10 protein-coding genes are annotated in these 12,695 nt (G+C 72.1%); 2 read left to right on the forward strand and 8 right to left on the reverse strand.

The genetic code is table 11. From position 1 onward, the window contains the following. Positions 1-71: 71 nt before the first annotated feature. The 5 genes from QM711_RS07780 to QM711_RS07800 all read right to left on the reverse strand — a co-directional run bounded on the left by QM711_RS07780 (position 72) and on the right by QM711_RS07800 (position 7,502). On the reverse strand, positions 72-1,211 hold the full coding sequence (locus QM711_RS07780) for a DNA polymerase III subunit delta' (RefSeq protein ID WP_415097963.1): 1,140 nt from the start codon (positions 1,209-1,211) through the stop codon (positions 72-74). After that, positions 1,208-1,864: a dTMP kinase gene (tmk, locus tag QM711_RS07785; protein ID WP_415097965.1), complete on the reverse strand. Its 657-nt coding sequence runs from the start codon at positions 1,862-1,864 to the stop codon at positions 1,208-1,210. The genes QM711_RS07780 and tmk overlap by 4 nt, the downstream gene beginning before the upstream one ends. Further along, on the reverse strand, positions 1,861-3,228 hold the full coding sequence (locus QM711_RS07790) for a hypothetical protein (RefSeq protein WP_415097967.1): 1,368 nt from the start codon (positions 3,226-3,228) through the stop codon (positions 1,861-1,863). The genes tmk and QM711_RS07790 overlap by 4 nt, the downstream gene beginning before the upstream one ends. Before the next feature lie 3 nt (positions 3,229-3,231). Further along, a complete protein-coding gene (gene topA / locus QM711_RS07795) occupies positions 3,232-5,928 on the reverse strand; it encodes a type I DNA topoisomerase (protein ID WP_415097969.1) in 2,697 nt (898 codons plus the stop codon). An 83-nt stretch (positions 5,929-6,011) separates the two neighbouring features. Further along, a complete protein-coding gene (locus tag QM711_RS07800; RefSeq protein ID WP_415097971.1) occupies positions 6,012-7,502 on the reverse strand; it encodes a methyltransferase in 1,491 nt (496 codons plus the stop codon). Positions 7,503-7,646: 144 nt separating this feature from the next. Between QM711_RS07800 and QM711_RS07805 the strand changes: the two genes are divergently transcribed. Beyond that, positions 7,647-9,176, forward strand: a complete 1,530-nt coding sequence (locus tag QM711_RS07805) for an amidohydrolase (RefSeq protein WP_415097973.1) — start codon at positions 7,647-7,649, stop codon at positions 9,174-9,176. Between the two features lie 198 nt (positions 9,177-9,374). Further along, a complete protein-coding gene (locus QM711_RS07810) occupies positions 9,375-11,645 on the forward strand; it encodes a DEAD/DEAH box helicase (RefSeq protein ID WP_415097975.1) in 2,271 nt (756 codons plus the stop codon). Here the strand turns inward: QM711_RS07810 and QM711_RS07815 are convergent. The 3 genes from QM711_RS07815 to QM711_RS07825 all read right to left on the reverse strand — a co-directional run bounded on the left by QM711_RS07815 (position 11,615) and on the right by QM711_RS07825 (position 12,609). After that, positions 11,615-12,004 carry an Rv3654c family TadE-like protein gene (locus QM711_RS07815; RefSeq protein WP_415097977.1) on the reverse strand — a complete coding sequence of 130 codons (390 nt, stop codon included), beginning with the start codon at positions 12,002-12,004 and terminating at the stop codon, positions 11,615-11,617. The two genes, QM711_RS07810 and QM711_RS07815, sit on opposite strands and share 31 nt — an antisense overlap. Position 12,005: 1 nt before the next feature. Next, the gene (locus QM711_RS07820) at positions 12,006-12,338 is read right to left on the reverse strand and encodes a TadE family type IV pilus minor pilin (RefSeq protein WP_415097979.1); all 333 of its coding nucleotides are present in this window, start codon (positions 12,336-12,338) and stop codon (positions 12,006-12,008) included. A 73-nt stretch (positions 12,339-12,411) separates the two neighbouring features. Further along, positions 12,412-12,609, reverse strand: a complete 198-nt coding sequence (locus QM711_RS07825; RefSeq protein WP_415097981.1) for a DUF4244 domain-containing protein — start codon at positions 12,607-12,609, stop codon at positions 12,412-12,414. Between the last annotated feature and the right edge of the window lie 86 nt (positions 12,610-12,695).

The following is a 12,695-nucleotide window of genomic DNA, read 5'->3' on the forward strand; positions in this document are numbered from 1 at the left end:
CCACCGCACCGACCGACACCCGCGCCGCGCAGGATTCGTGCCGGCGGAAATCGACGACGGCCGACGCCGGGTCAGCGCTCGGCGGACACCGACACCAGCAGCGACTCCATTGCCAACAGCGGAGCCACATTGCCCTCCAACGCCTCGCGACAAGCCAGGATCGCGTCGATCCGGCGCAGCGTGCCCTCGGCCGAATCGCGCCGGGCGACGGTTTCGATCTCGGCGCGTAGTTCGGCGTTGATCAGCTCCGACGACACTCCGGTCTGCACCAGCAGCACGTCGCGGTAGTAGGTGGTGAGCTCGGTCAGGACGCGGTCGAGCGCGTCACGCTGCAAACGCTTGGCGCGGGCCTTCTGCTGCTCGTCCAATTCCCGCAGCGCGGCCTGGGCATTGCGGGGACGGGCGCCCTTGGTGCCGAAGCCGAGCGCCTCAGACAACTTCTCACGTTCGCGCACGTCCAGCTCCGCGGTCGCGGCGGCGGCCTCCTGGGCCGCGGATTCGACCAGCCCGGCGGCCGCGTGCAGGCAGTCGGCGAGCGAGGTGAGCCGTCCGGGCAGGGTGAGCAGCTCGGCGCGGCGGGTGCGGGCGGCCTCGTTGCGGGCCAGCATCCGGGCCCGGCCGATGTGTCCCTGGGCGACCCGGGCGGCGAACTCGGCCAGTTCGGGTGGGACGCCGTCGCGGCGGACCAGCAGTCCGGCGACCGCGCCGGCATTCGGGGTGGAGAGCTCGATCCGGCGGCACCTCGACCGGATGGTCACCACCACATCGTCCGGGGTGGGGGCGCAGAGCAGCCACACCGTCCGGGCGGCCGGCTCTTCGATGCTCTTCAGCAGGGCGTCGGCACCGCGTTCGGTGACCCGGTCGGCGTCCTCGACGACGAGCACCTGGTAACGACCCAGGGTGGGCGACATGGCCGCCCGGCGGACCAGTTCGCGTACCTCGTCGACGCCGATCGAGAGCTGCTCGGTGCGGACCAGGGTGACGTCGGGATGGGCACCGGACAAGGCCGTCCGGCAGGCCGAGCATTCGCCGCACCCGCCCCGCTCGCACTGCAGCGCGGCGGCGAAGGCCCGGGCCGCGTTCGACCGGCCGGAGCCGGGCGGCCCGGTGACCAGCCAGGCGTGCGTCATCGCGTGCGCTTCGCCGGCGACGGCCCGGCGCAGGATCTCGACCACCCGTTCCTGCCCGACCAGGTCGTCCCACACCGTCATGACCCGATCCTGTCAGCCGGCTCGGACAGTTCGCCAGGCGCCGTCAGCAGGGCGGCCACCCGGTCCCGGACCTGCGCCGCGATCCACTCGATCTCACGCCGCGCCGGCAGCACCAGGTAGCGCTCGGGGGCCCGCGCGGCCAGGTCGAGGAAGAGCAGCCTGGCCCGTTGGTGGAAGTCGGCCCCGGCGCTCTCCAGCCGGTCCGGTTCGGCGATGGTGCCGACCGCCCGTTCGGGTTCCAGGTCGAGCAGCACGGTCAGGTCGGGCGCCAGGCCGGCGGTGGCCCAGCGGGCGATCTCGGCGACCTCGGCCAGGTCGAGGACGCGTCCGGCACCCTGGTAGGCCAGCATCGAGTCGACGTAGCGGTCGCAGATCACCAGTTCGCCGCGAGCCAGCGCCGGACGAACCACCTCGTGTAGGTGATGCGCCTTGTCAGCGGCATAGAGCAGGGCCTCTGCACGCGGATCGAGATCGCCGGTGGCCGGGTCCAGGACGATCTGCCGGATCATCCGGCCGGCCGCGGTGTCGCCGGGCTCGAAGGTCAGCCGGGCCGCGATTCCCTGGGTCTGCGCCCAGTCGGCGAGCAGCCTGCCCTGGGTGGACTTGCCGACACCGTCGCCGCCCTCGAAGACCACGAACAGCCCGCCGGTCATCGGGACGCCCCCTCGATCGGCCGGGTCCGCCCGCGCGGGACCCGGGGACGGATCACCCGGCTGCGCAGGTCGTCCCAGAGCTTCGGCCACTCCCGGACGAACTGGTCGCGGGCGTAGTCGACCGACAGCAGCGCGCGTTCGTAGGCGCGTCCGGCCTCGAAGATCTCGGTGCTGGTCAGGTCGCGGAGGTCTCGGGTGAGTTCGCCGGCATCGGGCCGGACGGTGCCGCGCAACGCGGCGGCGATCGCGCCCAGCCGCTTGCGCAGCCGCCGCGCGGGCTTGCCGAAGACGTCCCGGGCCAGCGTGCTGAGCGCCCAGGCCCGCTCGGCGACCAGGTTCGCGCGGGTCCACCGGGCGTCGTCGCTGTAGGAGTCGAGGGTGCGGCACAGGTCGCGCATGGTGCGCACCACCGCCTCCAGCTCCTGGGCCAGCACGGGGCCGGTGATCCGTCCGGCGACCTGCGGCAGCGGAGGTTCGGCGGCGCCATCGGCGACCAGGTCGAGGATGCGCAGCCAGCGTTCGGTCTGCTGCACCGGACGCGGATCGACCAGCGCCGCGTCCAATAGCCGCTGGCCTCCCGTCAGCCAGTCGGCGGCAAGCAGCGGCTGGAGTGCCCGCAGCAGTTGCCGCAGCGACCGGACGGCGGCGCGCAGCTCGGCGTCGTCCCCACCCTGGGCCCGGGCGGTCAGGTCGGCCCGCAGCAACGCCCGCCAGTGGGTGTGCAGGTGTCCGGAGACGAAGTCGTCGATCGGTGCGGCCGCCGACCACCGGACGCCGTGGCTACCGTGCCGGGCGAGCCCGAGCCGCTCGGCCAGCGCCGGGTACGCGTCCAGCCGGGTGCCGCCCACCGCTTCGAACGCGGCGACGACGGCGTCCCCCAGCGGCTCCGCCGGCGTCAGCGTGACCGTGCGATGCTCGAGCGGCTCCCCGCTGCGCCAATCCACCCGGACGCGTTCGTCGACCAGGTCGCCGAGCGGCCGTCCGGCGTCGTCGGCCAGCGAGAACCGGCTGCGCCGGGATGCCACCTGCAGGCGCGGCCCGAGGATCCCGCCGCGGCGGAACGGCACCAGCTGCATGGCGAACTCCTGCGGGAGGTCGTCCTCGGCCTGCGGCATGGTGCGCTCGGCGGCCAGCAGCGGCTCCCAGCCGGCGGCCCGCAGCGTCCACCGTCCGGTTTCGGCAACCCGGGAGAGCTCGATCCCCCAGGCCAGCAGCCGGTGATCAGCGGTGTCGATCACGGTGGCGGTGGATTCGGTGGGTGGGCGTCCGACCAGCCGGTGGATGCCGGTCGCCGGACCGGTCAGGCCGGACACCACCGCGGTCACCGGCAGGTCGAACCGCAGCACCTCACCGCGCCCCACCATCGATCAGCTCTTCTTGGCCGGCGCCCGCTTGGTCGTCGTGGCGCGCTTGGTGGTCGTCCGGCGGGTGGTGGTGCGCTTCGGCGCCGGACCCTTCGCCCGCTTCTCGGCGAGCAGCTCGGCGGCCCGCTCGGCGGTGATCGCCTCCACCGAATCCGATTTGCGCAGGGTGGCGTTCACCTCGCCGTCGGTGACGTAGGCGCCGAACCGGCCGTCCTTGATCACCATCGGCTTGCCGGTGGCCGGGTCGGCACCCAGCTCCTTGAGCGGGCCGGCGGCGGCCCGTCCGGCACCCCGGGTCTTGGGTTGGGCGTAGATCTCTTCGGCCTGCTCCAGGGTGATGTCGAAGATCTGCTCCTCCGACGTCAGCGACCGCGAATCGGTGCCCTTCTTCAGGTACGGGCCGTAGCGGCCGTTCTGGGCGGTGATCTCGACGCCGTCGGACGCCGTTCCGACGGTCCGCGGCAGGCTGAGCAGCTTCAGCGCGTCGTCCAGGCCGATGGTTTCGATGTTCATCGACGCGAACAGCGAACCGGTCCGCGGCTTGGCCGACTTCGGCGCCCCTTCCTCCAGCACCTCAGTGACGTAGGGGCCGTAGCGACCGGATTTGGCGACGATCTGACGCTCAGTGCTCGGGTCGACACCTAGTTCGCGCTCCTCGGCGGCGGGCTGATCGAGCAGTTCCTTTGCCCGCTCGACCGTCAACTCGTCCGGCGCCAGCTCCTCGTCCACGTTCGCCCGGCGACCCTCGGCGTCCTCGATGTAGGTGCCGTAACGGCCGACCCGGACGGCGATCCCGGAATCACCCAGCGGGTAGGTGGACAGCTCCCGGGCGTCGATCTCGCCGAGCTCGTTGACCAGTGCGTGCAGGCCCTCGTGGGTGGCTCCGTCGGCGCCGAAGTAGAAGTCATTGAGCACCTGCAGCCGGGCGGCCTGGCCACTGGCGATGTCGTCGAGGGTGTCCTCGAGCGCCGCGGTGAAGGTGTAGTCGACCAGCCGTGGGAAGTGCTCCTCGAGCAGCCTCGTGACCGCGAAGGCCAGCCAGGTCGGCACCAGCGCCGAGCCCTTCTTGAAGACGTAGTCTCGGCTGGTGATGGTGCGGATGATCGAGGCGTAGGTGGACGGCCGGCCGATCTCCAGCTCCTCCAGCTTCGCCACCAGCGACGGCTCGGTGTAGCGGGCCGGCGGACGGGTCTCGTGGGTGAGCGCCTTCACCTCTTCGGCAGTGAGCGCGGCTCCCGCGGCGAGCTGCGGCAGCCGGGCCTGGGCGTCGTCGGAGGTCTCGTCGGCCTCGACCCCCACCACGTAGGCCTTCAGGAAGCCGGGGAAGGTGATGGTGCGGCCGGACGCCCCGAAGGTGCAGCGCCCGGTCTCGGTGATCTCGCCGGTGGTGGCATCGGTGACCGCGATCCGCTGCGGCAGGGTGGCGCCGATCCGGACGCTGACCGTCTCGCCCACGGCGTCCGCCATCTGCGAGGCCAGGGTGCGCTTCCAGATCAGCTCGTAGAGCCGGAACGCGTCGCCGCTCAGCCCGGTCTCGGACGGGATCTGGAAGGTCTCGCCGGCCGGCCGGATGGCCTCGTGCGCCTCTTGGGCGTTCTTCACCTTGGAGGTGTAGACCCGCGGCTTCTCGGGCAGGTACTTGCCGCCGAACAGCTGCTTGACCTGAGCTCGGGCGGCGTCGATCGCGGTCGCCGACAGGGTGACCGAGTCGGTACGCATATAGGTGATGAAGCCGCGCTCGTACAGATCCTGGGCGACCCGCATGGTGCGCTCGGCGGTGAAGCCCAGCTTGCGTCCGGCGTCCTGCTGCAGGGTGGTGGTCCGGAACGGCGCGTAGGGACGCCGGGTGTACGGCTTGGCCTCCACCGACGCGACCGCGTAGGCGGCCTGTTCGAGGGCGGTGGCCAGGGTCTCGGCCTGCTCGGCGGAGAGGTGGAACAGGCCCTTGCCGGTCAGGTTGCCCTGGGCGTCGAAGTCGCGGCCCTGAGCCACCCGTAGGTCGCTGACCTGCTGCAGGGTCGCGCCGAAGACCGGGGGTTCGGCCTCGGCTCCGGCGTTGAGCTGAGCCTCGATGCCGGCGTAGCCGGCCGGCCGGAAGGCCATCCGCTGCCGCTCCCGGTCGACCACCAGCCGGGTGGCCACCGACTGGACCCGTCCGGCCGAGAGCCGCGGCATCACCTTCTTCCACAGCACCGGGGACACCTCGTAGCCGTACAGCCGGTCGAGGATGCGCCGGGTCTCCTGGGCGTCGACCAGGTCGGTGTCGAGGTCGCGCGGGTTCGCCACCGCCTCGGCGATGGCCTGCGGAGTGATCTCGTGGAAAACCATCCGGCGGACCGGGACCTTCGGCTTGAGCTCGGCCATCAGATGCCACGCGATGGCCTCGCCCTCGCGGTCCTCGTCGGTGGCCAGCAGGAGTTCGTCGGCGCCGGCCAGCTTCGCCTTCAGGTCGCGGATGGTGCCCTTCTTGTCGGCCGCCACCACGTAGAGCGGCTCGAAGTTCTTCTCGACGTTGACGCCGGTGCGGGCCCACTTCTCGCCCTTGTACTTGGCGGGCACCTCAGCGGCGCCGGTCGGCAGGTCGCGGACGTGGCCGCGGCTCGACTCGACGATGTAGCCGTTGCCGAGGAAGCTGGCGATCTTGGTCGCCTTGGCCGGTGACTCGACGATCACGAGCCGGGTCTTGCCTGCTGTTGCCACTGTGGATTTCCTCGGTGCGCGGGGTTGCTGGCCGCGAAGGCGGCCTCAGGGGGGAATGGTAACCACAAAGCGCGAACGCTCGGCTACTTGCCTACCGGGGGCGCCGTCAGATAACCGTCGGCGATCAGCGTCCGGAGCCGTGGGGTCAGGTCGGCCCGCAATGCGGCCGGGTCGGCGTCCAGCAGGTCGGCGACCGCGTCGATCAGGACGCCGAGCGGCAGGTCGCCGTCGCAGGCCCCGGCCACCGCGGACAGTCCGGTGTCGACCTCGACGGCGCGTCCGAAGCCGGTGGTCCGGCGGAAGACGAGGTGCTCGGGGTCGGCCGCACCGGGGCGTCCCAGGGCTTCGGAGGTGACGGCCTCATTGAGAATGAACGCGGTGCCGAGCAACTGACCGTCGGGGAGGCTCGCGGCGCGGACGGCGTCCGGGAACTCGGCGAACGCGTCCCCCAAGCTGCCGTGCACCTGGTGCGGCCAGTCGTCGAAGCGCAGCTCAGGTTGCGCGTTGCCGCTGTTGTAGAGGGTGAGCCAGCCCAGGCCGACCCCGACGACGCCGAGCTGTTCGAAGTAGTCGGCCCACTCGGCGTAGCGCCGTGCATATTCGCCAGCGCCGATCAGGCCGGCGTCGGCGAGCCAGATCTCGATGTACTCGAACGGGTCGAGCCGCTCGCGCTGCAACACCAGCGCGTCGCAACCGGTGGGGGCGATCCAGGACGCCAGCCGGTCCGGCCAGGGCTGGTCGGCGGTGATCGCCCAGTTGCCGAGCACCTGCAGCGCACCGCCCGGGTTGAGGTGCGTCGCGGCACCGGTGACGACCGCCCGGACCAGGCCGTCCGCGGTGAACGAGCCCTCGCGGTAGACCAGCCGGGAACTGTCCGGCGGTGCCATCACGTAGGGCGGGTTGGTGACGATCAGGTCGAATTCCTCGTCGCCGACCGGCTCGTACAGCGACCCTTGCCGGACGTCGACCGTGATGCCGTTGAGCGCCGCGGTCAGGGCGGTCATCGCGCAGGCCCGCGGATTGAGGTCGGTGGCGACGACCTGGTCGATGTGGGTGGAGAGATGCAGCGACTGGATGCCGCAGCCGGAACCAAGGTCGAGGGCCTGTCCCCGCGGGTTGCGCATGGTGAGCTGGGCGAGAGTCACCGAGGCCGGGGAGAGGCCGAGCACGAAGTCGTCGCGCGGTACGGCGAGGCGTCCGTCGAGAGTCGGCGTGCGGTCCGAGGCGAGCCAGCCGGAGTGCTCGCCGTGATCGTCGGTGAAGGCGTAGGGGCGGATCTCGATGGCGGAGCCGACCCGGTCGGCGCGCCGGGTCAGGATCGGATCGAGCGGCTCCAGGTCGCCCAGAGCCGCACTGAGGTCCGCGATCGGGACGTCCTGCTGCAACGCGAACGCCCTGATCAGACTCCCCTGCGGGTCGATGGCTCCGGCCAGCACCCGGTCGGCGGGAAGGGTGGCGTTGCGGGCGAGTCCGTCCAGGCCGGGAGCGCCGAGCCGTTCGGCGACGGCGTCGTAGCTGTACCCGGCGTCCCGCAGCCTGGCGGCGAGGTCCCGGGCGACGGAGGGTTCGAGCACACCGGCAGCCTGCCACACCGAGGTTGGTCGAGCTTGCCCCCACCCGTTGGTCGACCTTGTCCCCGGCTGGTCGGGCTGGTCCCCCGCTGGTCGAGCTCGTCCGATCTCGACAAGCTCAATCAACGGGGCCCTACGCTGCTGCCCGTGAGCGGATCGGTGCTGGTGCGACGGGTGCGGATCGTGGACCTGGACGGCTCGCCGGGCGCCGCGTCCGGGTCGCAGGTCCGCGACGTGCTGATCTCCGACGGCTCGATCGCCGCGGTCGACGGCGATCTGGCGCCGGTGTCGGGCGTCGAGGAGATCGACGGCGATGGACGCTGGGCGATCCCCGGACTCTGGGACGCCCACGTGCACGCCACCCAGTGGGTGCAGACCGGACGGATGGTGCAACTGGGCGGCACCACCGGACCGGACGACGCACTCGACCGGCTTCGTGGCCCGCTGAGCCGAGTGGCGACCGGGGCGGGGTCGGCCGTGCTGGGGTTCGGCTTCCGGTCCGCCGGCTGGCCGCGGCAACCGACGGTGGCGGAACTGGACGCGATCAGCGGCCGGACGCCCGTGGTGCTGATCTCGGGCGACGCGCACAGCGGCTGGCTGAACACGGCGGCGCTGGCGCTGCTCGGCGCCCCCGCCCGCGACGACGCGGTCAGCGAGAGCGAATGGTTCGCCCTGCTGCGACGGCTCGACGAGATCCCCGGCGCGGTACCGAGCGCTGCCGACTTCGTCGGCCCGATCGCGGATCTGGCTGCCCGCGGCGTCACCGGACTGGTCGACTTCGAGTTCGCCGACAGTTTCCTCGACTGGCCGGTGCGGCTGGCGGCCGGGGTCGGGCCGGTGCGTGTGCGCTGCTCGGTCTACCCCCACCAAATCGAGCAGGTGATCGCCGCGGGACTGCGCACCGGCGATCCGCTGCCCGGTAGCGGCGGTCTCGCCACGATGGGGGCGTTGAAGGTGATCACCGACGGCTCACTGGGCACCCGGACCGCGTGGACCCGGGAGGTCTACTCCGACGGACCGGCCAGTACCGACCATCCCTGCGGTGTGGCCAATTACTCCGTAGCCGAACTCACCGATCTGGTCCGCCGGGCCGGGTCCGCCGGCCTGGAGGTCGCACTGCACGCGATCGGCGACCGCGCGAACGCGGCCGTCCTGGACGCCTTCGCCGCCGGAGCCGGCCAGGGTTCGGTCGAGCATGCCCAACTGATCGCGCAGCCTGACGCGGAGCGGATGGCGGCGTTCGGGCTGCGGGCCAGCGTCCAGCCCGCGCACCTGCTCGATGACCGCGACCTGACCGACCGGATCTGGGGCGAGGCCCGGGCGGCCCGGTCGTTCCCGCTGCGCAGCCTGCTGGACGCCGGCGTCCAGCTCGCGCTCGGCTCGGACGCCCCCGTCGCCCCGCTCGATCCGTGGCTGGCGATGGCGTGTGCCGTCCATCGCAGCGGCGACGAGCGACCCAGTTGGCACCCGGAACAGGCGCTGACCCCGCGGGAGGCGCTCGCGGCGTCCGTGGACGATGCCCGGCTGGCACCCGGCCACCCGGGCGATCTGGTGCTGCTGGACGCCGACCCGGCCGCGCCGTCCGACCAGCCGGAAGTGGCCGCCGCTACCCTGCGGACCATGCCGGTCGCCCTGACGATCTGCGCCGGAACGGTGACGTACGCACCCGCAGGTTGAGGCTGTCGCGACCTCCCTTCCGGCGTAGAGGTCCCGACCAGCTCGACCAACACAAGGCGCGGCCCCGGCACGCTCAACCAACCGAACGACGGGGTCGACACGCTCCGCCAGCCGAAGGCGCAGGCCTCGACAGCTCGACCGGCCACGATCGGCGATTCTTTTCGGGATTCTGTCCGCAGCTCGTGGCACCCTGAGGCAATGGCCGTGCCGGAGTGGATCGAGGGACAGGCGCAGGTGCGCCACGTCCACCGGCGTCCGGCCCGCCCGGGCGTGGTGGCCCCGATCCCCGAGTGGGTCTCCCCGAGCGTTCGCGAGACCCTCGCCGGGCAGGGCGTAGCTGCCCTCTGGGAGCATCAGCGCCGCGCCGCCGAGGCACTGTTCGAGGGCCGGCATGTCGCCCTCAGCACCTCGACCGGGTCCGGCAAGTCCTTGGCCTACCTGCTGCCGATCATCGCGGCCACCGCCGAAGGCCGGGTCGGCACCGACGCCGGACGGCATCGCTGGGCCAGGCCGGAACGAGCGCACACCGCCCTCTACCTCGCGCCGACCAAGGCGCTCGCCCACGACCAGGCCCGCCGCGCGGCTGCCCTCGGCGGGCCGGCGTGGCGCATCTCGACCCTGGACGGCGACTCCGAACCGGCCGAGCGCCGGTTCGCCCGCGAGTTCGCCACCTTCGTGCTGACCAACCCGGACATGCTGCATCGCAGCGTGCTGCCCAGCCATGAGCGTTGGCAGGGGCTGCTTCGCTCGCTGCGGTTCGTGGTGATCGACGAAGCCCACCGCTACCGCGGCATGTTCGGCGCGCACGTGGCGAACGTGTTGCGCCGGCTCCGACGGATCTGCCGGCACTACGGCACCGACCCGGTCTTCGTCTCCGCCTCCGGCACCATCGCCGACCCGGCGCGGCAGTTGGCCACGCTGACCGGTGTCGACGACGTCCTCGCCGTCGACACCGATACCTCCACCCGTCCCGCCCTCGACTTCGTGGTCTGGCAGGGCGACGGCGACCCGCACCGGGAAGCCGCCGGCATGCTGACCCGGTTGGTCGACTCCGGCGCGCAGGCGCTGGCGTTCACCACCTCTCGAGTGCAGGCCGAGCTGGTCGCCGAGCAGACCCGCCGGCACAGCATCGCCCCCGACGAGATCGCCTCGTACCGGGCCGGCTACCTGGCCACCGACCGGCGCGAGCTCGAAGCGGGGCTGTCGTCGGGCCGGCTGCGTGGGGTCGCCTGCACCAACGCCCTCGAACTCGGCGTCGACATCGCCGGCATGGACGCCGTCCTCACCGTCGGCTTCCCGGGCTCGCTGGCCGCCCTGTGGCAGCAGGCCGGACGGGCGGGACGCGATGGCCGGGACGCGCTCGCCGTCCTGCTGGCCAAGCCCGACCCGCTGGACAGCTGGCTGTGCGACCATCCCGAAGCCCTGTTCGACACCGCCGTCGAGACGACCGTCCTGCATCCCGAGCTGCCCGCCGTGCTGGGTGCGCACCTGGCAGCGGCCGCACAGGAGTTGCCGGTGGCTGCCGGCGACGAGGAGTTCTTCGGCCCGACGATGACCGGTCTGCTCGAACAGCTCGGTGCCCGCCGGGTGCTGCGACGGCGCGGCGGCTGCTGGTATTGGACGGCCACCACCAGGGCAGTGGACCGCATCGACCTGCGCTCGATCACCGGCAGCGGCGTGGAGATCATCGAGTCCGCCACCGGGCGGGTGATCGGCCAGGTCGACACCTCCGCGGCGGATCGGACGGTGCACACCGGCGCCGTCTACCTGCATCAGGGCGAGCAGTGGCTGGTCGACGAGTACGACCTGGACGGCGGGGTGGCGCTGTGCCGCAAGGTGCGCGCCGAATGGTTCACCCAGCCGTCCTCGCAGGTCAGCGTGCGGGTGCTCGGCACCGACCGCCGCCGCGAACTGGCCGGTGGCTCGCTGTGTGCCGGCAGCGTGGAGATCACCGCGCAGGTCACCGGCTATCTGCGCCGCGACACCGTAACCGGCACGGTGTGGGACTCGACCCCGCTCGAACTGCCGGCGCGCAGCTTCCGCACCCGTGCCCTGTGGTGGACCCTGCCGGACGCCGCCGGCCTGGCCGAGCGGGAACTGGCCGGCGGGCTGCACGCCGCCGAACATGCCGCGATCGCACTGCTGCCCCGGTTCACCGCGTGCGACGCCGGCGACGTCGGGGGCCTGTCGATCACTCATCATGCCGACACCGGCGGCCCAACCGTGTTCGTCCACGACGGGCTGCCCGGCGGTTCCGGCTTCGCCGATCACGCCTACCAGCTCGCCGAGTCCTGGCTGGCCGCCACCGCCGACCTGCTCGCCGCCTGCCGCTGCGAGCAGGGTTGCCCACGTTGTGTGGTGTCGCCGCGATGCGGCTCCGGCAATCAGCCACTCGACCGCCGCCACGCACTCTCGGTGCTGCGGACGCTCCTGGCCGGTCATCCGATGCCCGCGACCGTGCCCGCGTAGGCGCTGGAGGCCACCTGCTCGGGCAGACCGGGCAGCCGCCAGCCGACCCGCCGGGAGACCCGCACCTCGACCACGAAGTCGATCTGGTCGCCGGTGACCGAACAGGTCCCGAGATCGACGTCGTTGCGGCCGGCGATCCGCCGCGCCTCCGCGCAGGCGTCCCCACCCCGTCCGTACGCCTGGGCACCCGAGACCGCTACCAGATCCGCTGCGGCCCGCACCGCCCGGGCGGTCGCCGAGTAGGTCAGCGCGAGCACACCGACCGAAGCCACGGTCACCATCGCCATCACGATCAGCACCGCCATCGGCACCGCGACCCCGCGCTCGCCGAGGGACGGCCGCGGTGCCCACCCGCTCATCTCAAGCCTCCTTCGCAACGACGGCCCGCGCGCTCAGACCCACCGCCGGAATGACGCCGCCCCAGGGCCGGGACTGGAGCTCGACCTCGACCACCACATCGGTACCGCTGCCGCCGATCCGGACCCTGGCGCCGGTCGGCGCGTCGGCCTGAGCCCGCTGTGCCGCCGCCGAGTCGCCGCGGGCCTGCTGCCGGGCCACCTCGCCGGCAACCGCCTGAAGCTGACCCAGCTGCACCACGATCGCGATCAGGTAGCACAGGCCGAGCGCCACCAGCGCCGACAACAACACGCCGAAGGCCACCTCGACACTGACCATGCCCCGTTCACCACGCATGTCCACTCCGCTCTCAGACCTGGAAGCCCGATCGGGCGGGGCTGCCGATCCACCCCGCCCAACCGGGATCACCTCACGCCTTCCCGACGAAGGTCAGGATCCAGTTGATGATCTGGCCGGCGACCCGGGCGATCTCACCGTCGAAAGTCTCGCCGCTGACATAGGCGATGACGGCGGCCACCAGGGCGATCACCGCGATCGTGCCGAGGGCGTACTCCGCCGTCGTCATTCCCCGCTCACCCTGCGGGCCCGCAACCAGTTTCATGGACATGATTTCTCCTCTCACCCCGGCCGGCGCCGGGTACACCCTCACCTTCGGCACCACGACCGGAAAGTGTTCAGATTCGTTGGCGCCTG

The sequence above is a fragment of the Micropruina sp. genome, assembly GCF_047602385.1.
Taxonomy (GTDB): domain Bacteria; phylum Actinomycetota; class Actinomycetes; order Propionibacteriales; family Propionibacteriaceae; genus Micropruina.

Bases quoted from the DNA above. Each gene is read 5' to 3' on its own strand.
- QM711_RS07815 (WP_415097977.1), bottom strand. From the start codon at position 12,004: ATGAGCGGGTGGGCACCGCGGCCGTCCCTCGGCGAGCGCGGGGTCGCG.
- tmk (WP_415097965.1), bottom strand. From the start codon at position 1,864: ATGACCGGCGGGCTGTTCGTGGTCTTCGAGGGCGGCGACGGTGTCGGC.
- QM711_RS07780 (WP_415097963.1), bottom strand. From the start codon at position 1,211: ATGACGGTGTGGGACGACCTGGTCGGGCAGGAACGGGTGGTCGAGATC.
- QM711_RS07820 (WP_415097979.1), bottom strand. From the start codon at position 12,338: ATGCGTGGTGAACGGGGCATGGTCAGTGTCGAGGTGGCCTTCGGCGTG.
- QM711_RS07810 (WP_415097975.1), top strand. From the start codon at position 9,375: ATGGCCGTGCCGGAGTGGATCGAGGGACAGGCGCAGGTGCGCCACGTC.
- QM711_RS07790 (WP_415097967.1), bottom strand. From the start codon at position 3,228: ATGGTGGGGCGCGGTGAGGTGCTGCGGTTCGACCTGCCGGTGACCGCG.
- QM711_RS07825 (WP_415097981.1), bottom strand. From the start codon at position 12,609: ATGTCCATGAAACTGGTTGCGGGCCCGCAGGGTGAGCGGGGAATGACG.